The 23,622-nt window shown below is 48.5% G+C and carries 20 protein-coding genes; 6 read left to right on the forward strand and 14 right to left on the reverse strand.

The annotated features are described in order from the left end of the window. Nucleotides 1-87 precede the first annotated feature (87 nt). The 3 genes from PPM_RS24905 to PPM_RS24915 all read right to left on the reverse strand — a co-directional run bounded on the left by PPM_RS24905 (nucleotide 88) and on the right by PPM_RS24915 (nucleotide 4,118). Nucleotides 88-1,791, reverse strand: a complete 1,704-nt coding sequence (locus tag PPM_RS24905) for a glycerol-3-phosphate dehydrogenase/oxidase (RefSeq protein ID WP_043886068.1) — start codon at nucleotides 1,789-1,791, stop codon at nucleotides 88-90. 224 nt (nucleotides 1,792-2,015) lie between these two features. Beyond that, nucleotides 2,016-3,509: a glycerol kinase GlpK gene (gene glpK / locus PPM_RS24910; RefSeq protein ID WP_013373602.1), complete on the reverse strand. Its 1,494-nt coding sequence runs from the start codon at nucleotides 3,507-3,509 to the stop codon at nucleotides 2,016-2,018. A 51-nt stretch (nucleotides 3,510-3,560) separates the two neighbouring features. After that, on the reverse strand, nucleotides 3,561-4,118 hold the full coding sequence (locus tag PPM_RS24915) for a glycerol-3-phosphate responsive antiterminator (protein WP_013373603.1): 558 nt from the start codon (nucleotides 4,116-4,118) through the stop codon (nucleotides 3,561-3,563). 274 nt (nucleotides 4,119-4,392) lie between these two features. On the opposite strand from PPM_RS24915, the gene PPM_RS24920 reads away from it, so the two are divergent. After that, nucleotides 4,393-4,890, forward strand: a complete 498-nt coding sequence (locus PPM_RS24920; protein WP_043886069.1) for a DUF1036 domain-containing protein — start codon at nucleotides 4,393-4,395, stop codon at nucleotides 4,888-4,890. A 95-nt stretch (nucleotides 4,891-4,985) separates the two neighbouring features. On the opposite strand, the gene PPM_RS24925 is transcribed toward PPM_RS24920, so the two are convergent. Continuing rightward, on the reverse strand, nucleotides 4,986-5,939 hold the full coding sequence (locus PPM_RS24925; RefSeq protein ID WP_013373604.1) for an alpha/beta hydrolase: 954 nt from the start codon (nucleotides 5,937-5,939) through the stop codon (nucleotides 4,986-4,988). Between the two features lie 260 nt (nucleotides 5,940-6,199). Between PPM_RS24925 and PPM_RS24930 the strand changes: the two genes are divergently transcribed. Then, complete coding sequence (locus PPM_RS24930; protein ID WP_013373605.1) at nucleotides 6,200-6,835, forward strand: NAD(P)-dependent oxidoreductase; 636 nt, start codon at nucleotides 6,200-6,202, stop codon at nucleotides 6,833-6,835. A 111-nt stretch (nucleotides 6,836-6,946) separates the two neighbouring features. On the opposite strand, the gene PPM_RS24935 is transcribed toward PPM_RS24930, so the two are convergent. The 8 genes from PPM_RS24935 to kduI form a co-directional block, all read right to left on the reverse strand. Continuing rightward, nucleotides 6,947-8,107: a cation:proton antiporter gene (locus tag PPM_RS24935; protein ID WP_013373606.1), complete on the reverse strand. Its 1,161-nt coding sequence runs from the start codon at nucleotides 8,105-8,107 to the stop codon at nucleotides 6,947-6,949. Between the two features lie 316 nt (nucleotides 8,108-8,423). Beyond that, nucleotides 8,424-9,014, reverse strand: coding sequence for a GNAT family N-acetyltransferase (locus PPM_RS24940; protein WP_013373608.1), 591 nt, complete (start codon nucleotides 9,012-9,014; stop codon nucleotides 8,424-8,426). A gap of 48 nt (nucleotides 9,015-9,062) precedes the next feature. Then, nucleotides 9,063-10,430, reverse strand: coding sequence for an MFS transporter (locus PPM_RS24945; RefSeq protein ID WP_013373609.1), 1,368 nt, complete (start codon nucleotides 10,428-10,430; stop codon nucleotides 9,063-9,065). 92 nt (nucleotides 10,431-10,522) lie between these two features. Next, on the reverse strand, nucleotides 10,523-11,674 hold the full coding sequence (locus tag PPM_RS24950) for a winged helix-turn-helix domain-containing protein (RefSeq protein WP_013373610.1): 1,152 nt from the start codon (nucleotides 11,672-11,674) through the stop codon (nucleotides 10,523-10,525). Next, on the reverse strand, nucleotides 11,655-12,893 hold the full coding sequence (locus PPM_RS24955) for a CynX/NimT family MFS transporter (RefSeq protein ID WP_016324876.1): 1,239 nt from the start codon (nucleotides 12,891-12,893) through the stop codon (nucleotides 11,655-11,657). The genes PPM_RS24950 and PPM_RS24955 overlap by 20 nt, the downstream gene beginning before the upstream one ends. Before the next feature lie 249 nt (nucleotides 12,894-13,142). Then, nucleotides 13,143-13,919: a 2-dehydro-3-deoxy-D-gluconate 5-dehydrogenase KduD gene (kduD, locus tag PPM_RS24960; RefSeq protein WP_013373613.1), complete on the reverse strand. Its 777-nt coding sequence runs from the start codon at nucleotides 13,917-13,919 to the stop codon at nucleotides 13,143-13,145. Between the two features lie 49 nt (nucleotides 13,920-13,968). After that, nucleotides 13,969-14,613, reverse strand: a complete 645-nt coding sequence (locus PPM_RS24965; RefSeq protein ID WP_013373614.1) for a bifunctional 2-keto-4-hydroxyglutarate aldolase/2-keto-3-deoxy-6-phosphogluconate aldolase — start codon at nucleotides 14,611-14,613, stop codon at nucleotides 13,969-13,971. A 79-nt stretch (nucleotides 14,614-14,692) separates the two neighbouring features. After that, nucleotides 14,693-15,523, reverse strand: coding sequence for a 5-dehydro-4-deoxy-D-glucuronate isomerase (gene kduI, locus PPM_RS24970; RefSeq protein ID WP_013373615.1), 831 nt, complete (start codon nucleotides 15,521-15,523; stop codon nucleotides 14,693-14,695). 340 nt (nucleotides 15,524-15,863) lie between these two features. Between kduI and PPM_RS24975 the strand changes: the two genes are divergently transcribed. Beyond that, on the forward strand, nucleotides 15,864-16,820 hold the full coding sequence (locus tag PPM_RS24975; RefSeq protein ID WP_013373616.1) for a sugar kinase: 957 nt from the start codon (nucleotides 15,864-15,866) through the stop codon (nucleotides 16,818-16,820). 180 nt (nucleotides 16,821-17,000) lie between these two features. Here PPM_RS24975 and PPM_RS24980 read toward each other — a convergent pair whose 3' ends face one another. Beyond that, nucleotides 17,001-18,014 (reverse strand): LacI family DNA-binding transcriptional regulator, encoded by a 1,014-nt coding sequence (locus PPM_RS24980; RefSeq protein WP_013373617.1) that lies wholly within the window; start codon nucleotides 18,012-18,014, stop codon nucleotides 17,001-17,003. Nucleotides 18,015-18,303: 289 nt separating this feature from the next. Next, nucleotides 18,304-19,713, reverse strand: a complete 1,410-nt coding sequence (locus PPM_RS24985) for an MATE family efflux transporter (protein ID WP_013373619.1) — start codon at nucleotides 19,711-19,713, stop codon at nucleotides 18,304-18,306. Nucleotides 19,714-20,068: 355 nt separating this feature from the next. On the opposite strand from PPM_RS24985, the gene PPM_RS24990 reads away from it, so the two are divergent. The 3 genes from PPM_RS24990 (at nucleotide 20,069) to PPM_RS25000 (ending at nucleotide 23,538) form a co-directional block, all read left to right on the forward strand. Continuing rightward, a complete protein-coding gene (locus PPM_RS24990) occupies nucleotides 20,069-21,076 on the forward strand; it encodes an acryloyl-CoA reductase (RefSeq protein WP_013373620.1) in 1,008 nt (335 codons plus the stop codon). 256 nt (nucleotides 21,077-21,332) lie between these two features. Further along, on the forward strand, nucleotides 21,333-21,893 hold the full coding sequence (locus tag PPM_RS24995) for an RNA polymerase sigma factor (RefSeq protein ID WP_013373621.1): 561 nt from the start codon (nucleotides 21,333-21,335) through the stop codon (nucleotides 21,891-21,893). Next, on the forward strand, nucleotides 21,853-23,538 hold the full coding sequence (locus PPM_RS25000; protein ID WP_013373622.1) for a DUF4179 domain-containing protein: 1,686 nt from the start codon (nucleotides 21,853-21,855) through the stop codon (nucleotides 23,536-23,538). Before PPM_RS24995 ends, PPM_RS25000 begins: the two co-directional genes overlap by 41 nt. Nucleotides 23,539-23,622 lie beyond the last annotated feature (84 nt).

The following is a 23,622-nucleotide window of genomic DNA, read 5'->3' on the forward strand; positions in this document are numbered from 1 at the left end:
AGGCCCCTTTTTCGCTTAAAGCAGTGATGCGAACGAAACAATTGTAGAGAAGCAGAGCGGTCAAGGATACACATCCCTCACACTGTATCAGATGACTTTAGTGGCGCCGGGTTCGGCTTCTATCTCTACAGGTGTCACAGCTTCATACAGGTAAGCATCCAGCTCAGTCGTATATTGGCGTTCTTGCTCGGCGCTCCAGCCTGCATGCTCGGACATTAATGTAACGACAGCCTGCTTCCAGCGCTTCACCTCGTCAATTTGGAAGAACAGTGCTCCCGTGCGACGTATGAAAAAATCAGACGGTGTCACCGCCATTTCCTGTTCCATCGCGTACAGAAGCGGAACACGCACTTCCACAGGTAGTGCCGCTTCCGTCTCGGTGGCGTTCTTCATGCTCTGTGTCGCTATAGCAAACAGTCGCTCCACATTTGAACCATAGCGAACAGCCCATGCTCTGGCGGTCTCCGGCGGCAGACCGAGCGCAGCGCCCGCTATGGCTTGCTTGCTCACGAAAGCGTCCCAGCCCGCCGAGCCGCCTACACTGCCGCCCGAAATTGGGATATGCCTTGTGCGGCATGCCCGAAAGCCCTGCCCATGCAAGCGGCCTAATTCCCGTACCGCACGATCCACGACGAGTTCGGACATTTTCCGGTAACCTGTCAGCTTGCCGCCTGCGATCGTGATCAGACCTGAACGGGATTCCCAGATTTCGTCCTTACGTGAGATTTCTGAAGGGCTTTTACCGTCTTCATAAATGAGCGGCCGTACCCCTGCCCAACTGGATTCCACGTCTGTAACCGTCAGCTTCACATCCGGGAACATCCCGTTGATCGCTTGAAGCACATACGCCCGGTCTTCGGCGGTCATCCGGGGATGCGCCGTATCCCCCTCATACACCGTATCGGTCGTACCTGCATAGGTTTTGCCGTCACGCGGGATCGCGAATACCATGCGTCCATCCGGTGTATCGAAGTACACTGCCTGTTGAAGCGGGAAGCGCCCAGCATCGAATACCAAGTGGATACCCTTCGTCAGGCGAAGCACCTTACCCTCTTTGGAGCGATCCATTTCCCGCAACGTATCTACCCATGGTCCGGCTGCGTTAATGACCAGCGAAGCCCTGATTTCGTATGACTTCCCCGTTACCCGATCGGTTACACTAGCGCCGCTTATTCGTCCGCTGTCATATAGCAGCTTGTCAGCCTTGGCATAGTTCACGGCCAGCGCCCCTCGTGTAACAGCTTCCTTCATCACCTCAATCGTTAGGCGAGCATCGTCTGTGCGGTACTCCACATAACTACCGCTTCCCCTCAGTCCTTCTCTCTTCAGCAAAGGCTCGCGCTCCAGCGTAGTCTGGATGTCCAGCATGCGGCGGTGCTCACTACGCTTCACGCCAGCGAGGAAATCATACACCAGTAGCCCGATAGAAGTGGTGAAAGCATTAAATGTGCCACCCTGGTGAAAAGGAAGCAGCATACGCTCCGGAATGGTCACATGAGGACCATTTTCGAATACGATGGCTCGTTCCTTCCCGACCTCGGCTACCATCTTTACCTCAAATTGCTTCAAATAACGAAGACCACCATGCACTAGCTTGGTAGAGCGACTGGATGTACCTGCTGCAAAATCCTGCATTTCCACCAGAGCCGTTTTCAAACCACGATCCGCTGCGTCCAGTGCAATTCCCGACCCTGTAATGCCGCCGCCAATAATTAAAATATCAAAATGCTCACGCCCCATACGCTCCAAAACGGCCGTTCTCTCCTGTGCAGCAAATCCCTGTTCTCCCATCATCTATCCCTCCAACTTTGCATGTCTGCTATCAATCTGACACCGAATCATCAAAGGATACAAAAAAAGACCACGAACATCGCTGCGGCGGATGCCGAGCGGTTCATGGTCTCTCCAAGTCTCCTGACGAGTATTAACTTATCTATATCGTAGCACACACAGTACACGATGAAAAGGAGAATCTGCCTGTTGTCAGATGACTGCCTACTCTCGTAAAGTGACCTTTACTTGAACGACATTGCGGCATGGACCGCCTTTTTCCAGCCACCATATCGTTCAGCCCGCACATCTTCACTCATGGTTGGAGTAAAGGTTCGATCACTTTGAGCATACCCCCGGACTTCATCCAGACTGTCCCAAAATCCAACTGCCAGCCCTGCCAAATACGCTGCCCCTAGCGCCGTTGTCTCGTTCACAGCAGGTCGTTCCACAGGCAGATCCAGAATATCGCTCTGGAACTGCATCAGGAACTCGTTCATCACTGCGCCCCCATCTACACGCAATGAATGCACAGGTACACCCGAATCGCTCGCCATGGCGGTTAGAACATCTTTGGTCTGGTAGGCCAGCGATTCCAGTACCGCTCGGATAAAATGCTCCTTGGACGTTCCCCGTGTCAAGCCAAAGGTAGCGCCGCGCACGTCGCTATCCCAATACGGGCTGCCAAGCCCTACAAAAGCCGGGACAAAATATACCCCCTCCGTCGAGGTCACCCGCGCTGCATACGCTTCACTATCTTTGGCCTCGCGGAACATGCGCAATCCGTCACGCAGCCACTGAATAGCAGACCCGGCTACAAAAATGCTGCCCTCTAACGCATACTTCACCTGACCGTTCAACCCCCATGCAATGGTCGTAATCAGTCCATGCTTCGATTCACAGGGTTCATTTCCGGTATTCATCAGCATAAAGCATCCCGTACCGTATGTATTTTTAATCATGCCTTTGTCAAAGCATCCCTGACCGAACAGAGCTGCCTGCTGATCGCCCGCCGCTCCGGCAATGGGAATTTCCTGTCCAAAAAAATGATAATCCACCGTATTCGCATATATTTCGGAGGATGACCTCACCTCCGGCAGCATAGACGCAGGAACGCCGAGAATATCCAGCAGCTCCTCATCCCATTTCAGCTCATAAATGTTGTACATTAGCGTACGAGCAGCGTTGGAATAGTCCGTTACATGCGCTTTACCGCCAGACAGTCTCCAGATCAGCCAGGTATCGATTGTACCAAACAACAGCTCTCCACGCTCCGCCTGGGCTCGCGCTCCTTCAACGTTGTCGAGTATCCATTTGACTTTGGTACCCGAAAAGTAGGGATCAATGAGTAGGCCTGTTTTGCTATGAAATGTTTGATCAAGCCCACGGCTTTTCAAGTCCTCGCAAATCCCGGCTGTTTGCCGTGACTGCCATACCAGCGCATGATATACCGGCAGGCCTGTATGTTTATCCCACACCACCACAGTTTCCCGTTGATTGGTAATACCAATTCCAGCAATTTGGCTGGCTTTCACACCTGATTCCGACAGACAGGAGGCGATGACGGCCAAAATAGAGCTCCATATTTCATTCGCGTTGTGCTCCACCCATCCCGGCTGGGGAAAATACTGCGGGAACTCCCGTTGTGCCTTGTACACTACTTTTCCCTGCCGGTTAAATAAGATGGCCCGCGAACTGGTTGTGCCCTGATCCAAGGCAAGAATGTACTGCTCCGTCATTTTCCAATCTCCTTGATTATTATGTAGGTTGCCCACTTGATTCAAAAAAGGCTATCGCTTATAGTGCTCAAACAGTTGTTTATTGGAGGTCGTAACCGCTGCAGCTCCCGCTGCCAACGCCGCTTCCACATCCTCAGGGGTACGAATAAGTCCGCCAGCCAAAATAGGAATACCCGTGCGTTCACTGACCTCCGCAATCATCGGCGGCACAACACCCGGCAGCACCTCAATATAATCGGGGCGCGTTTTTTCCACCAGTGCGTAGCTTTTTTCCAGCGCAATCGTATCCAGCAGGAACACTCGCTGTACAGCAAGAATCCCCTTTTTTTTAGCAGTTGCAATCACCCCGGAACGGGTCGAGATAATCCCAAATGGCTTAATTTCCTGACACAAATACTCAGCGGCATATTCGTCATTCTTCAAACCTTGCACCAGGTCGGCATGCAGAAGCATCTGCTTATTGCGGCTCCTTGCCATCTGATATAGGTTGCGCAACTGCGCTACATGCGTATCCAGAAAAACAGCATACTCATAAGAGCTGTTCAAAATATCCTCCAACTGCTTCATGTGCTTAGCTGCAGGTAAAATGCGTTGTCCCTGAAATGGCATGGATATCCCCCTTAGGCCGAAGTCGGTCAAACTCGTTCAAATTTTATATTATCACTCTGTTCGACGAACGTGAAGCGGTCTCTTATTTATAAACCGCGAACTCCCCATATGCCAATTGTGCGCTCGACTACTCCCACCTCTTTTACTTCCCTACCACAAAAACATTGAGATATTGCGTTCTTTTTTTGTACTTTTTGATCATCCATATATCTATTACTTTTTCAAAAAATTCGCATAAATTGATATTAATCTTTCAAAGAATGGAGTGAATAGAATGGGTTTTTATGTTCGTAACAGTACGTCTAACCCTATTTCAGTTGCTGTTGGATACTATGATTCTGGTTGTAGTCCTATCACCTATGCTAAGAGAGGCTGGTACCGTATAGAACCCGGTAGACGCGCATTTCTTGTAGCTGGGTCAGCCGCAAACCAAACGTTTTATGTCTACGGACATGACAGTTTCGGTAATTGGTGGGGTGGTGATTTCTACACAGATGTTCCTAGAGAGGCTTTCACAAGATGCTGGATAGCAGGTTGTCAAGGCCAGGGCTGTAGAAATGTGGGGTTCGATGAGATCAATGTTGGCAATTTCGAAAACTACACACTAAACCTTGTAGATAGTACCCAAGGTGCATCTAAGTCAAGACGTACTCTAGTAGCGAAAAAAAGAAAAACCAATTTTAAATTAGGGAAGTTCAGCTTTATAAAATCACCTGGAAAAGTAGGTAAACTAGGCAAGACTAGAAAACCACTATATGGTAAACGCAAATAGAATGATATAAACAGAACCAAAAGAAGCCTCCCAGCCATGAGCTGGGAGGTGCTTCTTTACATACTAACTGTGTATTCCTTCACTCGTCTATAAAACTAGCCCTCAAACCCTTGGCGCAGCCACGAGGTAGCCAGCATTATTGCACCGCGCTTGGCCGCGGTTTCCGACAATGGGTTCAGCATCACGAAGTCGTGTATGATGCCCTGAAAGCGCGCAGCGGTTACATCTACCCCAGCTTCACGCAACTTGTTCGCATAGGCCTCCCCTTCATCACGCAACACATCGGCCTCGCCTGTAATAACCAGCGCACGTGGTAGCCCTTTGAGCTGGTCAGTGGTAGCACGTAACGGAGACGCCGTGATCTGCGCTCGCTCGTTAGGATCTGTCGTATATTGATCCCAGAACCACTGCATCCCTTCGCGGCTCAGGAAATATCCTGTGGCGAACTCATGGTACGACTCCGTATCAAAAGAAGCGTCCGTCACTGGATAGAACAGCAACTGCTGCCGAATGGTAGGACCACTGCGTTCTTTGGCCAGCAGAGTTACAGCTGCAGTCATGTTACCACCGACACTATCTCCGGCGATCGTCAGCGTATCGGGCTTCAGCCCATGCTCGCGCCCATGCTGTGCCACCCATTGAACGACCGCGTAAATTTCCTCAATCGCCGTCGGATATTTGGCTTCAGGCGACAAGCTGTATTCCGGGAATACAACGGCTGCCTGTGAGCCTACCGCCAGTTCACGAATCAGACGGTCATGCGTATGAGCATTACCGAATACCCAGCCTGCCCCGTGGATATATACAATGACCGGGAGATCGCCTGTCACCTGTTGTGGACGAACAATTTTGACCTTCACCTCACCGCCAGGGCCACCTGGAATCGACAGGTCCTCCAGGTCTGCGGCAGGTTTATCTGCTGGACCGGATTGAACTTCATTGACCGTTTCACGTCCTTTTTCAGGACCCAAATCATACAGAAACGGAGGCTTGGCATTATCGTCTGCAAATTTTTGCGCTGCGGGCTCCAGCTGTACTTTTTTACTCATATCGTTTCACTCTTCCTTTCTGATCTGCGGTCTACATGTATTTAATATGGTTTACATTTACTTATTCAGTATCATCTTATATTTAAACGAGTTCCTCTCTTTCCAATCGGAGGACTCTATCTTGCCCAACAGAAGAGCTTGACTTTTAATTTATATTGTAACTATAATAGTTACATATTAAAGTTCAAGTATGAACATCATGCAACGCATGAATCAAGCAAATAAATCATCCAAATCATTTTTTAGGAGGCTATTCTATTATGAAAATTGCAGTTATTGGTGCAGGCGGTAAAGCAGGAAGTAATATCGTAAAAGAAGCATTAGACAGAGGGCATGAAGTAACCGCCATCGTGCGTGATCCGGCTAAAGTAACGGACAATCGTGCTGCTGTAGTACAAAAAGACGTTTTTGACCTGAAAACAGATGATCTGAAAGGTTTTGACGTCGTTGTTAATGCTTTTGCCGCTCCGTTTGGACAAGAGCATCTGCATGTAGATGCAGGTAATGTACTGATTGAGGCTCTCCGCCATGTATCCGGTACTCGCCTGATTGTTGTAGGTGGTGCAGGCAGCTTGTTTACGGATGAATCCCAGACACTCTTGGTAAAGGATACTCCTGACTTCCCTGATTTTGTATATCCAACAGCTCATAATCAAGGGAAAAACCTTGAAATTCTACGCGGTACCAGTGACCTAAACTGGACTTTCATTAGTCCTTCTGCAGAATTTGCTCTCGGCAAACGTACAGGCTCTTACCAAGTGGGCAAAGACACCCTGCTGGTTAATTCCAAAGGTGCAAGCTATGTCAGCTATGAGGATTATGCTGTTGCCGTAGTAGACGAAATTGAAAAACCACAACATCTGAATCAACGCTTCACTGTCGTATCCGAGTCCTAATTCTGCAGCTGAACCGAACATTCCAACATAAAAAGACCCTTCGGTCACTTTCCATCCTGCTTGGAAAATGAACCAGAAGGGTCTTATTGTATGTCTAGTCAGTCCAACCTCTTACTTCTCAATCTGGCTTACAGTCTTGCGATCACTAAAACATAGCTTAAGAATTGGAGGTGCAGCCAACGTCGTCAAAATAACGGCAATGATAACTGAGGTAAAATACTGCTGTGCCAGCAGACCCGTTTGCAACCCGGTGGCTGCGATAATAAGTGCAACTTCGCCACGAGATATCATGCCAGAACCAATCGCAAGCGAGGAACGGGTATTAAAACCTGTCAGCCGCGCGCCGATGCCTCCTCCGACTAACTTCGTCACCAGCGCTATCAGTGTCAAAACAACAACAAACCCAAGCTGCTGCCCCACTCCCTCAAAAGATACATTTAAGCCAATGCTGACAAAAAATACAGGAACAAAGATGGAATAAGCGATGGGCTCTACCTTTTCTTCTACGACATGCTTAAAACTTGTTTGCGAAATGGCAATCCCGGCAGCAAAAGCTCCGATAATACCCGCCATACCCATCAAATCTGCAAAATATGCAAAACCGAAGCAAATAACCATAGCAGCAGTAATCACAGCTTCTGTCACTTTGAGGGGGGCAAGTATTTTCATAATCCATGGAACAACGAACCAGCCACCCAGAATAGCCCCCACGAAGAAGATCAGCTTCTTGCCAACAAGAAGTCCCAGCGAGGTTTGCCCACCCATGCCGAATATACTCATCACTACCGCAAGCAGCACTACGACAAGCACATCATCCAGTACGGCTGCACCTAAAATGGTCGAGCCTTCTCGAGTATTCAGCTTGTTCATATCCTTGAGCACCTGCACTGTAATGCTTACGGAAGTAGCGCTCAAGACAATCCCCAAAAACCATCCTTCATGTACTGAAAATCCAAAGGCTTCACCGACTGCAAAACCACAGAGCAACGGCAAAATAATCCCCCCGACCGCCACTGCTACCGCAGGCTTCCAGTTGCGCCGAAGCTGATCCAGATCCGTCTCCAGCCCGGCAATGAACATCAACAGCAACACGCCGATTTCAGACATATCATGAATCAGCGAATCATTTTGCACCCATCCCAAAACTGCCGGGCCCAGTACGATACCAGCGATCAGCTTCCCCAATACCGCTGGTTGACCGAGCTTAACCGATAGATGACCGGCTACTTTTGTAAACAACAGAATCAACAGAAGATACAATATAAATTGCATAGGTTAATAACCTCCTTTTATTTAATCCTTGACCTCATTTGCGCATCATCTACAACATTAAAGAAAACGGATAATCATAAAATGCAGAACAATCGTCCAAAATATGTGTCTGACCTTAAAGAGACCAACAACTCGCAAAATAAAAAGGGAAACCCGAATACAGCACAGGTTCCCCTAAAAAGACATAAAGGAGCCTTGGTGACAGGCTCCTCCGGTAATTCATATATTCATTTGATGTTGTCGGTTATCCTTGCGCAAACAACTAACTTTATCTTTTAATTATATCTCTTTTGCAAACCCGTGTAAACGTATTGAATCAATTTTCTGCTTGTTTCACATATCTGTTGCGATATTCATGCTGCAGCATACTCATCAAAATCGAATCGTGGTATTGGTGATTGTAAAATAAAGCATCCCGCTGCACACCTTCACGCTTAAAGCCTACTTTTTCATAGCAGCGGATGGCCTTTTCATTAAAATCAAATACATTCAGCTCAATCCGATGCAGGTTACAAATGCCGAACCCATAGTCCAGCATTAACACAAGCGCTTCGGTGCCGTAGCCTTTGCCTTGATCCCCCTGCTCATTGATCGCAATACGGATGTTGGCGCTGCGATTCAGACTATCCATATCCTGTAATGCAATATCGCCGATGACACGATCATCCTCCTGAAGTGCAATGAGAAGCAGCAAGCTTGAGGCATCCTGCCCTTTACCTTCAATGTAACGGGCAATTTGCTCTTTGGTAAAGCTTCGCTGTGTGCCCGTCAGCCTCCGCACTTCCTGATGGAACAATGTATTATAGTATTGCTCGGTGTCCTCCACGTTAATGGGGCGCAAGTACACCCGCGAGCCTTCAAGTAGTCGTGCCACTGGCGTTGTAGATGAAGAATTTTGAGTCAACATGATCTCTCCTATGCTAAAAATATAAATTGCTAGAATGGAAGCAAACGATTACGCTAGATCAACATTTTGTTCAGTAGAAGGGGTAGGATTAGCGAGAGACTCGCGCCAAATTACGGATTGAAGCAGTAGTCCTGCCAAACCTAGGATTCCTACAGTCATCCCGATCCAGACAAAAGCCGTCCCCGCCCCTGCTATTCGGATCAATACTCCCCCAGCAAGCGGCGAAATGACCATGATCGCTCCAATCACGGTACTTTGGATACCAAAGACACGCCCCACCATATCAGCAGGGGTTTTGGCTTGTAATATGTAATTCTGGGTGATAATGTACAGGCCGTTCCCCACACCTAACATGGCCCCGATCGTAAGCAGAACAGGGAGTCCTGTCCCGGGTTGCGCCCAACCCAAAGCGGCAATAGCTCCGCCAACCAGCACATACCCTCCACCGAGCCCCCAGCCTGCGCTTATACGATTCAAGCGATTAAGCACAAGCATGCAGCCGACGGCGCCAGCACCTATAGCTGAAACCAGCCAACCGAGCAGCGATTCGTTGCCCGGAGCGAGCACTCGCAGCAATGTAGGGAACTGGTAGTCGATCATAAGAATGGCGATCAAACCGAACAGGCCGAATATGAGCGTATGCAAAAGCATTCGACTGCGCCAGAGGAACGCCCAGCCCTCCCGCCACTGGCTGAAAAAACGGGATGCGTGAGCAGGCCCTCCCTGCATCTTGGCATCATCTGCCTCATCCGGTGTAAGCGATGCCGACTTCCTTAGCTGCGCGTCAGCACCAGCAACCGCTTGCTGGTCTGTGGCAGCCAGCGTCGGGCCGATGCCACGCAGCGGCCAGAGCAGCAGGCCAGAGCAGAGGCGCAGCAGTGCATTCAGGATAATGCATGCTTGCGGGGACAGCACAGCCAAGGTCATGGCGCCCAGCAAGGGCCCCGCGACTTTGGAGGCCTGATTGACCAGTCCGTTCAGCGAGGTTGCACGGAACAGGTCGCCACTGGCGACTACTGTACGGGTCAAGCCTTGCTGTGAAGGCATTTGGAATACGCCAGCCGCCGCGCGCAAACCAAGCAAAGGCAACAGCCACGCCGGACCTGGGACGGCGAGAATCGCCAGCGTCAATAAGGCGATAGCTGCATCGCAGATGATCATCAGTCGGGCCTTATGCACCCGATCGGCTAACGTGCCTGCAATGGAACCGAGCAGTAGACCCGGTAGTGCCATGACTACCGGAATCAGCGCAATCAGCATGGGATCGGCTTCCCAGCGGTAAGCAACAAGCACCTGAATGGCGATAGCATCAAACCAATCGCCAAAGGAAGCAGCCGTATGGGCCGCAAACATCCGCCGAAAACGACCGTTACGCCAAATGCTGAGCGTGGATTGCAATTCTTTATTTTCCTTCATTTCTACTCACCCTGCTCTCATTTTCTGCTTCTTTAGCAATAAGAACATTCTAGCGGGCCTATATCAGAGGAAAATCAGACAGCTAAAAAAAGTCAGGCCCCAGAAAGGATCTGCTCCAGCCAGCGTCTTAGCGCCGGACGATGCAATGTTAAATTATTGTCCCGATCAAGCCGATTATATTGAGCCGCGTATTTCTCTTCCAACATGGGATAAGAGCCACAGAGCTTCAAAAAACCGCGAATTTGGCAAACCGCCTTGATTTTTAGCAGTTCCTGTTTCGCCATATCAAGGGTAACTAGCCCCTCATCCATGAGCCGCTCGGCGTTGTCCACATCTCCAGTACGCAGCAGCATAAGTCCGCGCATCATGCGATAACGACCCAGTTCACGCAAATACGGAGCTTTCGACAGCATGCCTTCCAGACGATCAGAAAGTTCAGCAGCCTTTTCCATGTGATTGGCAACCAGATGCATGTACATCTCCATGAGCGCAACCGGCATCACAAATTTATCGAGATCATCCCGCTCCATGACCATTAAGGTCAGTGGTAGACCTTCCTGTGCGCGTTCAGGTTGTCCATTTTCCACATAAGCCTCCAGGATATTGAGGATGCGTAATTCGCGCTCTTGGTCACTGGACAGCAATCCACTGACAAGCGCACGCTCACATAGAGCAAGCCCCTCATCCGTTACCCCTGCTGTGCCCGTATATAGCAGCAGCATCCAATACAAACGGTCCGCGGGTGCAAAATCCTCCTGCTTCAAGAACCAAGCCACATCTGCCTGTACAAAACGGGTATACATTTGATAAAAGGAGGACATTTGAAAACCCATCTGCTCCTGCTGGGCAGCCAGTGCTACGATGGAATTTCCCTGTCCCAACAGCTGGTATTTGCGGAATAGTCCATGTACGGCGTCTTGCACCTCCTGATCGTGCAAGGACGGATGGTTCTGTTGCTGCACGTCAGTCAAGGTCAAGCTGTAGCCATACCCTCTGACCGTATGAATACGAAGCCCAGTCCATGCCTTAAGTTTTTTGCGCAATCTGTAGATATGATCATCCACGGTACGCTCCACTGGATATTCCAACGGCCACACACAATCCAGCAGTTGTTCCCGGGTGAACACCTGATTCCGGTTATCATATAGGAAGCGCAGCAACGCAAACTCTTTAGCCAACAACATAACACGATCTGCATTATAGACCACGCTATAGCCATCTGCATCAAATTGCAGCCTGATCATCCACCTCGCCTCCGACATATCGTTTCTTGGCTGCACCCAGGCCTATAAACATAAGCAGCACACTCAGGCACAAGAGTAAAAGCAGCGGAATTGTCCAGCCCTGTGTCGCATCATGCAAATAACCGAATAGTGTCGGTCCTGTCGCTGCCAGCAAATAACCAAAGGATTGCGCCATACCTGACAGTTCTGCGGCCTGCTGCGGTGTCCGGGTCCGCAAATTAAAGAACATCATGACTAGCGGGAAAGCAAAACCACCTGCTATTCCAATACAAATAACCCAAACTACACTCCACTGTGTAGCCCCGAGCAGAAATCCACCCAGACCGATAAAATAGAGCACTGCCATAATCAGAACCAATAGCCGCTGATCCTTCACTCGCGCCGCCCAAATAGGAACAATAAAAGTAAATGGCATTTGTGAAAATTGCAGCACAGACAGCATCCATCCCGCAGTCTCTGAATCCATTCCCTGTCCGCTCATCATTTCGGGAAACCAGGCAGCAGGAACATAGAAGAGGGCAGATTGCAGCCCCATGAACAGCGTCACCTTCCATGCCAAAGACGATTTATACACATTCACCGTTCGGGCGGATACTACCGCTTGATTAGCTGTTCGGCGCACCTTAAGAAGCTGGGGCACCCAGAGTAAAATACCTACGACGCCAATAATCGCCCAGATCCCTAAAGCACCACGCCAGCCCATTCCTCCATTCAGAGCCAGCGGTATACTCAGACCGGATGCTGTTGCAGCGACCACATTCATGGATACAGAATATACGCCGGTCATCAGTCCGCTATTGCGAGGGAACTCTTCTTTGATCAAGCTGGGCAGCAAAACATTGCACACAGCAATAGCCAGTCCCAGCATCGCAGTCCCGACAAATAATGCAGTCACCCCCAACGTCGAGCGCACCACAATACCTGCGGTCAACAGCAGCAAGGCTGCAAAAATAACAAGCGGCGACCCGAAGCGGCGCGACAATTGGGCTACAAAAGGCGACAACAGCGCAAAAGCAAGCAGCGGCAATGTCGTTAACAGACCACTTAGTGTATTCGAAATATGCAAAGAATCCTTAATCAAACCGATAAGAGGTCCTACCGAAGTAATCGAGGCGCGCAGATTGGCACCTACCAGGATGATCCCTACGGCTAGCAGCCAAGGACCGGCATGCCACAAAGATTTGTATACCAAAGCTCGTTGGTGTTGCTGTGAACTCATCTCTCCATTCTCCAATCCATTCTGTATTATGCTCAAAGGCTCCAACCAAGTGTAACGGCTGGAGCCTAGGCAATTTTTTATCTCATTAAATTATAAAGGCATTCGTGCCATATGCATAGGACGGAATCGACATAGCATCCCAAATCTTCATGTTCAGCTTAACGCTTCATCATGCAAAAAAGCTGCCTGAAAGGACGAATTCCTTTTGAGGCAGCTTTCAGTTCATGACTTATATGTGGTCAGCGCTGCTTAACGTACCAGCCAGCCGCCATCCACCGCCAAGATATGACCGTTCATGTAGTCCGAACCCTGACTGGCGAGGAAAACAACAACCCCCATCAGATCAGACGGATCGCCCCAACGACCCGCAGGAATACGCGACAAGATTTCTTGATTGCGGTTTTCATCCGCACGAATTGGAGCGGTATTCGCCGTAGCAATGTAACCAGGAGCAATCGCGTTAATCTGAATGTTATGAACCGCCAGCTCGTTTGCGAATGCCTTGGTCAAGCCAGCTACTGCATGCTTGCTTGCTGTATACGGCGGAACGAACTTGCCGCCCTGGAAAGCAAGCATAGAAGCGACATTGATAATCTTCCCGCTTTTTTGCTCTACCATTATCTTCGCCACTTCCTGGCTCAAATGGTATACAGCATTCAGGTTGATTTCCATAACAGCGTCCCAATCTTCGTCTTTATACTCCAGCAGAGGAGCGCGGCGAATCGTACCCGCATTATTGACAAGGATATCAATTTTGCCAAATTCCTTGATGCACTCTTCTACAAGCTTTTTAAGGGATGCTTTTTCAGTCAGGTCGGCTTGGTGAAAAGCAAACTTCACACCCGTCGGCTCCAGCAGACGTCTTGTTTCTTCATAATCATCATTGTTAGCTACAATGAACAGGTTTGCGCCTGCTTTGGCCAAAGCTACGGAGTATCCTTGACCCAAACCAGTGTTGCCTCCTGTTACAATCGCCGTTTTACCTTTGAGACTGAAAAAATCCAATGAAAAATGGTCCAAACCCATGCCTACGCCTCCATCACAAATTAGTATAAAAACCTATATTTTCTGAAGCCTACAACGCTGCACGTACTTCTTTATATTTAGCTACATAACGCGCTGCATTTTCTGTGATCAAGTCGTAGCGACCTTCCTTGGCTGGAGCCGTCAAATTGCCTCCAATTCCCACAGCCACACATCCGTTACGCAGCCAGGTTTCCATATTATCCAGATCAACGCCACCCGTTGGCATAATCTGCACGTGAGGCATTGGTCCTCTCACGGCCTTAACAAAGTCCGCCCCCATCGTATTGCCCGGGAACAACTTCACGACATCACTGCCCAATTTCATGGCTTCCTTGATCTCATTCAGCGTCATACAGCCAGGCATATAAGGAATCGCGTACAAATTGCATAGCTTCGCTGTTTCTTCTTCAAAAGAAGGACTCACAACAAATTCTGCTCCGGCCAGAATAGCAATTCTCGCCGTCAGTGACTCCAGTACAGTTCCTGCACCAATAACGGCCCGGTCCTTAAATTCGTCTCTCAATCTTCGAATGACCTGATCCGCATCCGGTGTGGTAAACGTAAGCTCAATATTATCCAAGCCGCCTTCAATACAGGCTTTGGACATTTGATACGCTTCCTCCGCTGTGTTTCCCCGAATGACTGCGACAACACCAACCGAAGTGATATGTTCCAAAACTTTCTTTTTCGTCATGTTCCTGATCCTTTCCACGAATGGGATGACCATGGTTCCTCAGCCGCTTGCAGGTCTACGCTCCAATGCAATGACCGGATTAACGCAGCTCGCTCATGGCTACCTGATCCATGTCCTTGTATGTTTTATTTTCACCGGCCATGCCCCAAATGAAGGTATAGCTACCCGTAGCCGCACCGCAGTGGATAGACCAAGGTGGGGAAATAACGGCTTCATCATTTTTCATGACCAGATGGCGCGTTTCGTTCGGCTCACCCATCAGGTGGAACATTCTGGCGTTCTCATCCAGCTCAAAGTAGAAATACACTTCCATGCGACGGTCATGAACATGTGTTGGCATAGAGTTCCACACACTGCCGTTCTCTAATGTGGTCATACCCATAACCAGCTGGCAGCTTTGAATGCCTTCATCATGGATAAAGCGACGTAACGTGCGGTTATTGGCTGTTTCCTGCGAACCCAAACTTTCAGACGGAACATCGGCAAAAGACTGCTTCGTCGTCGGATACGTGGTATGAGCCAAGGCTGAAACGATATAGAACTTCGCAGGTTTTTCGCTGGAATCGCTTTCAAAGATCAACTCCTTGGCACCTTTACCTACGTAAAGACAGTCTTTTGTGGCCAGCTCGTAAGTTTCACCATCCACCTTGACCGTACCACTGCCGCCGACATTAAAGACACCCAGTTCACGGCGCTCCAGGAAAGTTTCCGCTTTGATTTGATCGTTACCTTCCAGTGCAACAGATTTATTCACGGGGTGAATGCCCCCGATAATGACACGATCTTCATGCGTATAGACCAGCTTTACTTCCTCAGGTACAAAAAGCTCCTGGATCAGATAGTGCTGACGCAACTCTTCAGTCGTAAAATGCTTGGCATGTTCGGGATGAGTTGAATAACGCATTTCCATAAAAACATTCCTCCTGTTTAGATAAACTTTTTTATCAACGGAATTGTTATAAAAGCGATTTCTAACTCTACTTCTTAGCTAGAATTGTAATAATTATCTAAGAGGGTGTCAACCCAAAACTTCATTATTCCTAGAAAAAGCCTTAATATTCGCGAATTTTTACATACTTTTTACCTTTTGATAAACAAGAACATATTTTTTTATCTATTTTAACCAAAAAGTTTTTAGCAAATATATCAACTTACTCATTGTGAAAAACCGATTTATGTGATAATTTCATTTTATTCAAGTGGTGCATACGCTTACAGATTTAGTTTACTAAACATAAGGAGGAATTCAAATGACCGCAACATTGGATGCTGTTACCTTCGGAGAACCCATGGCCATGTTTTACGCCAATGAAGCAGGCTCTCTGGATGAGGTGCGTTCATTCACCAAAGCGCTGGCCGGAGCGGAGACGAATGTTTCGGCCGGTTTGTCGCGTTTGGGACTACGAGCCGGACTCGTGACCAAACTTGGCGAGGATACGTTCGGCAAGTTCATTGCCGATGCACTGCGTCAAGAGAAGATTGACACCCAAAATGTCATGTTTACCAAAGACCACTCTACCGGGATGCTGATTAAATCCAAAGTTACCAGCGGCGATCCTGAGGTCGAATATTTTCGCAGGCATTCCGCCGCTTCCACACTGAGCATTGCTGATTTTAACGAGGCTTACTTTGCCGGGGCTCGCCACCTGCACTTTACAGGTATTTCTGTCGCACTTTCCCCTGAATGCCGCGACTTCGCCCGACATGCGAAGCAGTTTATGAAAAAGGCAGGCAAAACCGTATCCTTCGATCCCAACCTCAGACCCAAGTTATGGCCTGACACACAAACGATGGTGGAGGCGATTAACGAAGCATCCGAGGGTTGCGACTGGCTGCTGCCAGGCATTCATGAAGGTAAAATACTAACAGGCTATACTTCGCCTGAAGATATCGCTTCGTTCTACCTCGATCGCGGCACCTCGCTGGTGATCATCAAGCTGGGAACCGAAGGCGCCTATTACAAATCCGCAGATGCAGAGGGATATGTCAAGCGTTTCCGCGTAGATCATGTCGTGGATACCGTCGGCGCAGGTGACGGCTTTGCCGCAGGTGTTATCAGCGCACTGCTGGAAGGATTACCCCTGGCTGAAGCAGTCAAGCGCGGTAATGCACTTGGTGCGCTGGCTGTCATGTCAGCCGGAGACATGGACGGCTATCCGACGCGAGCCGAATTGGAATCTTTTTTGCTCAGCGCCAGCACCAATTAGTTTGGGTTCATTCCCCGCATAACCTTCACCGCTATGAGCGCAAGCTCAACAAGGCCGAATCCTAAGTCAGCCTTAACTTCCAATAGCCCGTATTCGCATTTGTACGATCTGAGCAGCATACGCATACTTAGGTCGTACAAAGGAATACGGGCTATTTTTATATATATGACATATACTCGTCTACAGCGTTTTGACGGATTCCCCTCGATTGATATCCGGCACAAATCGGTAAATAATCGGAACCGACTCGCCGCCTTCCTCAATGCTGGACAGCAGCGTTTTTGCCGCCTGCTTCCCCATATCCGCAATCGGTTGTGTAATGGTCGTAATGGGCGGATTGTAAATATGGGCAAACTCCGCATCGTCAATCCCGATAATGGACAATTCTGCCGGAATACGTATACGGCGGGCATTCACATACTTCAACGCCTCAGCCAACACGATATCATTCCCGGCCAACAGTGCAGTCGGCGGCTCCGGCAGTTGGAACAGTTCCTTCAGTGTCTGCTGGATTTCTTCTCTCGGCACACTGTGCATATACTCTTCACGAAATGGCAAGCCATGCTCCTCCAGCGCCTTCTTATATCCGCTGAGCCGCTCCACTCGTGGAGTAATCCGATTCAAGCCAAGGGGCAAGGTAATCAACGCAATTCGTTCATGCTTGTGAGCCACAAGTTCCTGAATCGCCAGCTTAATCGCCATTTCGTTATCCAGCAGCAGGCTGCGTGTATTGACACCGTCCACCAGGCGGTCCAAAAACACCAATGGATATTTTTCCCGAATGAGCTGGTTGTAAATGTCCGCATGCTTTCCTGTCGGGAAGATGATTAAGCCGTCCACTTGGCGGGCCTTGAGCATCTCAATATACTGACTTTCCTTGTCAGGGTTTTCATCGGCGTTGCAAATGATCACCTGAATGCCAAAGCGCTGTAATTCCTCCTCAATCGCACGGATAGACTGAATCGACAGCGTATAATCAATGTTGGCTACAATAACTCCCACCATAAACGTCCGGTTTTGCTTCAAGCTGCGGGCCAGCCCGTTAGGCTGATAGTTCAGCTCTTGAATAACCTCGGCGATCCGGTCCTTGGTTTGGTCGCTCATATATTTATATCGTTTGTTCAGAAATTGCGAGACCGTGCTTTTAGACACTCCCGCCTTCTGGGCAACATCTTCAATCGTCGGCTTCTTCATCGGTACACTCCTTGTCTTTCATGTACTGCGTTAGTGCAACAAAAGTATATCTTTCTTTTAGTAAATTTACCATACTTCTATTTATGAATGCCATTATGATATATTCTGAGCTTAAAACTTACCTGTGGTGCCACTTCGCCAACTCCATTTTCATATACAATTTTTGGTCCTCTGCTATTTCCTCTCTACGCAGTAAAAAGAGGTAGTTCAAGATGTTCTCTTGAACTACCTCCACGTATACAACTCTATCGAAAAGCTAGGTTCCAGTTAACCCGAATGACTACTTGGATTAGTGTGCCGGAACAGGCGTAGCAGGTTGATCCGGTGTATCGTGCTCGACCAGCGAATGCCTTTCCCATAACCGGCTTCTCCAGCGGGCATACATGATGACAGCACGAGTCCATTCATCAGCAGCAATCGCCAGCCACACACCAGCGAGTCCCATATCCAGCTTGAATACCAGCAGATAACCCAGCGGCAAGCTCATGCAGACCATGGAGATCAGACCCATAAAGACTGGGAACTTGGCATCTCCAGCAGCACGCAACGAGTTAATAATGACGATATTTGTCGTCCGGCCAGTTTCCAGCAGAATGCTAAGTAAAATAACCTGCGCACCCAAACGAATAATTTCAGGGTTTTCCGTAAACAAACCGAGTAAGGGTACACGGAAAAAGATAACCACTGCATCAATGATCACAGTCACGAGCAGCGCCCATTTCACACTGCTCAATACACGTTTATAAGCCGTATCCTTCTCCCTGGCTCCCACGAGCCTTCCCACTACAATAGCCGTTCCCATACCAACTGCCATACTGAACAAATAAATATAGCTCGAAATATTATTGGCATATTGACGTGTCGCCATCGCTTCAGCGCCCAGATAAGTCACATACAGTGTAAATATGAGCTGACACGACTGATACATGATGGACTCCAGCGCGGATGGTACACCAATACGCAATATTTTTGTGATGAATTTTCTGGATAAATGGACGTAATATTTCCACTCGACACGGACCTCAGTTACCCGGTACATCAGCCAGAAGAAGATCAAGAGACAAATAAAGCGGCTACCTACTGTAGAAATAGCAGCACCTTCTACACCGAGTGCAGGCATTCCCCAATGCCCCAAAATTAAAACATAGTTGCCGACCACGTGGATCACGTTCATAAAAACCGATACATACATCGTTTCTTTGGTAAAACCATGCGTACGAATGGTCGCCGCCAGCGAGTTAATCAATGCCTGAAGGAAAATGGCCCCCCCGACAATACTCATATAGGATTCTGCGTAAGTCAGAATATCCCCCTGGACATTTAGCCATTGCAACATATGAGTACCAAACACAAGAAAAATCACGCTTAGCAAAAGACCTACCATTAAATTCAGAGTAATGGCCGTACCCGTCACCTGGGCCGCTTCGACAAGTTTCTTAGAACCGATATATTGAGCTACGACGATAGCAGCGCCGTTGCCGATAACCTCCAGTACAAGGATAGCGATTGAAATAATTTGATTGGACGCGCCCACACCCGACACTGCATTATCAGATACAGAACTGAGCATGAATGTATCGACGCTTCCCATTAGCATAAACAGGAACAATTCAAGGAAAATAGGCCATGTCAAACGGAACAAATTCAGTTCCTTGGCTTCGGACAATACCGAACCATTTTTTAGTGCTCTGGTTGTCATTCATTCACCTTTCTTCATAGAATATTTAATGATCAAAGGGTATGTTAGCACAGTCATTCTGAAAATACATCCCGTTTACGTAAAATGATTTGAAAAATACGTAAGAATTCATTTATCACCTTCTTATAATTGATTATCGAACTTTATTGAAACAGGATGTTGCAAGATTGTATTAGGAATCTGGACTTTTCGACGTCGTTATGAGCTAAAGGGTATAATAGATTAAGAGCTTGTGAGCATTGCCGCTGACAGGTTGTGCAGATTGTTGTATGCTTCCTAAGCATAATTTGTAAGCTGGAAATGGATTATATAGGTCATTCATAGACTTAAACGGTAATAAAGGAGGCTTTTACAGATGACTCAATCATTTCAAGCCCTTGTCGTCGATCAGACGCAGGACGGAGAGGTTCAAGCAGAAGTACGTTCTTTGAAAACTGACAGTTTACCTGCTGGAGAAGTATTGATTCGTGTCGCTTATTCCAGCATCAATTATAAAGACGGGCTTGCCGCCCGCAAGGATGGCAATATTGTCAAATCCTATCCGTTCGTACCCGGCATAGATTGCTCGGGAACCGTCGTCTCTTCGGAGGATAGCCGTTTTAGCGAAGGACAAGCGGTACTCGTTACCGGGTACGGGCTGGGTGTGTCTCATTTCGGAGGATTCAGCCAATATGCGCGTGTGCCTGCGGACTGGGTGGTTCCGCTTTCCGACGGACTCACGCTGAGAGAGGCGATGATTTTTGGGACAGCCGGATTCACCGCAGCCCTGTCGTTATATCGGCTGGAGCAAAACGACGTTGCGCCGGAGAAGGGTAAGGTGCTCGTCACCGGTGCGACGGGTGGCGTAGGCGGTGCAGCCATTGCCTTGCTGCACAAGAAGGGCTATCATGTCGTAGCCAGCAGTGGCAAGGCTGATTCGCATGATTACCTCAGGGCGCTCGGAGCAGCCGATGTTATTTCGCGTGAGGAGGTTTACGACGGTGCCGAGAGCATCCGACCGCTAGCCAAGCAGCTTTGGCAAGCGGCTGTAGACCCTGTAGGCGGAAAGCCGCTCGCTTCGTTGCTCAGCCAGATCGCCTACAACGGCTCTGTTGCCGTGAGCGGCCTGACGGCAGGCACCAAGCTGCCTACGACGGTGCTGCCGTTTATTTTGCGCGGCGTAAATCTACTGGGCATAGACTCTGTCTTCTGCCCCTATGATACCCGCGTAGCGATCTGGAAACACCTCGGCAGTGACTGGAAGCCGAAACAGCTAGAACAGCTCGTTGAGCGCGAAATTGGCTTGGGTGACCTGCCAAGCGCGCTTGAAGACATCCTGGCAGCCCGCTCACAGGGTAGAACGATTGTACGGCTGGCTGATTAAGCGGAAGGTTGTCCATAAGCTATTCGTTGACGGGTTTTTACGCGAAGGTGTGTTCATCCCGTAGGGTCTAGCAATGAAACCTATAAGAAGCCTGTAAATCTGCAGTTTTGAGATTTACAGGCTTCTTTTTTTGTGTGGTACATTGGAGAAAAAGTGGACACATTCAGAGCGTACGATCTATTTTTCACAACCAAATGAACCTTTTGGGGACTCCAGTTGTTATATAGGTAAACTGCACGAGAAAGGAGAACCGTCTTTGGAGAGTAATCGAGAACTGTTTGATCTGTATCAGCGGGATGTATATCGAACCTGCTACTACATGGTCCATAACGCCTCGGATGCGGAGGATTTAACACAGGAAGTGTTTATTACCTTGTTTCGCAGCAATCGTGAGCACATCGAGCAACTAAAAGCCTGGATTATGAAAGTTACGGTCAATCATTGTCTGAACCATCTTAAACGCCGAAAAAGCCTGCATCTGAAAGTATCGGCCAATCCCCATCTTTTTACTGGAACAGAAAACAAGCCTGTGGACAGGCAGGTGGAGGAACGCGAGTCGGCTGAGGAATGGGCTGTTTATATGAATCGCCTACCGGCCAAAATCCGCGCTGTGCTGACACTTCGCTATATGCATGATTTCACGCTTGCAGAAATATCCAAACTGCTGGAAATTCCGCTGGGAACCGTCAAATCCAGGACACACAAAGGGCTAAAGTTAATGGAACAAATACTGCGGGAGGCTGGCGCACAGATTCCCGAGCTGGAAGGAGAGAACTATGAACAACATAGAAAAGGCATTGAAGCACAAGTTAAATGATGATTCGAAAATGGCCTATCCTGACTTCGATGAGATGTGGAACCGGATGGAACAGACAGGGCATACTGCCCCTACGCTAACCGACACTTTCGATTCATTCACTCCGCACCGACATAGAAATTGGCGCAAAATAGCTATCGCTGCTTCCCTGAGCGCACTTCTCGTTGCCGTTCCCGTCTATGCCGCCATCCATTATAACTGGGACAATCTGCTGCACGGAAGAAGTGGAATTGAGACGGCTTTAGCTCAAAACCTTGGACAGCCTTTAGAACAGTCTGTCACCAGAGACGGGATAAAGCTGACGTTGCATACCGCTATTGTCGATGAGAACCGGACCGTGATTCTGTACAGCTTGGAGGTCGGAAAACGGGCAGACAACGAGTTTTGGAATGTCAAAGGCGTATCACTTAAAAATGCTGCGGGGAAAAGCAGCGAAGGGGAGTATAGCTTTCAGCAATGGGACGAGAAAAATCAACGCTATAACGGTTACTTTGAAAGTGATTGGACACCGCAGCAAGAAACAGAGAACGCGCGGCTGGCCGTAGATCATATAGAGCTCACCAGCGTTCAGGAACTGGATTTGCCGCTCGATATCAAATCACCTCAGACGCAGACTTTCAAACTGGATCGTAACGGCTTACAAAATATGAAGGTACAAGTATTTGAACAAGGTAAGGACAAGCTGATGCTGTCCTCAGCAATTACCTTCGATTCGTCCATACCAAAGGAATGGGACAATCCACAAATTATTGCCTACAAAGATGGGAAGCCTGTGAATCCTCAATCTGGAGGGACATTTGGTACACCCGGTGAGAACGGAGAATACACAGCCCAGCAGTATTTTACTAAAGAGGATATACCAGAAGGGCAAACTACTTTTAAACTGCAATATGCACAAACCGAGAAAAGTATACATGAGCCCCTAAATTTTGACCTGCAGTTAAGCAAGAAGAAAATGGAGAGCGGTACAATAAAAAGCGTGCTGAATACCCCATTAGAGAACGGCAATCCGAATTTTATGCTGGAACAAATGATTGTCACACCGACACAAATCCGTGTCACGATCAGAAGCAAGGAGAAATTCGCCATGTTACCTTATCAAAAATATTTTCTTTCTGTGAACGGTACAACGTTAGAGGGTAGCCGTTGGTCTTCACCTGATCAGGAACACGATCTGAACACGATCCGTTTTGAGCGACCGGCCAATCTTGTGATTACCAAGGACACTCCCATTACTTTTACAGGCAAATACAAGGTTACGACCCATTCGGATGACAAAACGCCACAGCGTTTAGCTGATATTTCTGAGCAAAAACAGACGCTAACGACGCAAATCGGTGGCTATCCTGTGAAGTGGACCTACTACAAGCAAGGCTCGGACTTGTTCGTAGAAACCGAAAGTGAGGACACTCACTTTGGGGGGATTAACCAGACGCATATTGGCCTGGGGGAAGAAAGGATTATTGGCAAGCCGATCACGGCCAACTTCGCCGGAGATGGCAATAATAAGGCAGTGGATGTCTACAAGAACTTCAAGGGAAAGGAAGCTTCTATTTATATGTTCTACTATACAACAGACGACCCGGAAGCAGAGACGACCGTACCCTTGCAGCCACTGACAAGCAACAGCAAAGTATCTAAATAACAATGCTATAAAAAGAGGGTTTTCTATACCTGTGTGATTCGCAGTATAGGAGCCCCCTTTTTATTTGCCTAATAAGGCACAGTC

The sequence above is a fragment of the Paenibacillus polymyxa M1 genome (assembly GCF_000237325.1).
GTDB classification, from domain to species: domain Bacteria; phylum Bacillota; class Bacilli; order Paenibacillales; family Paenibacillaceae; genus Paenibacillus; species Paenibacillus polymyxa_C.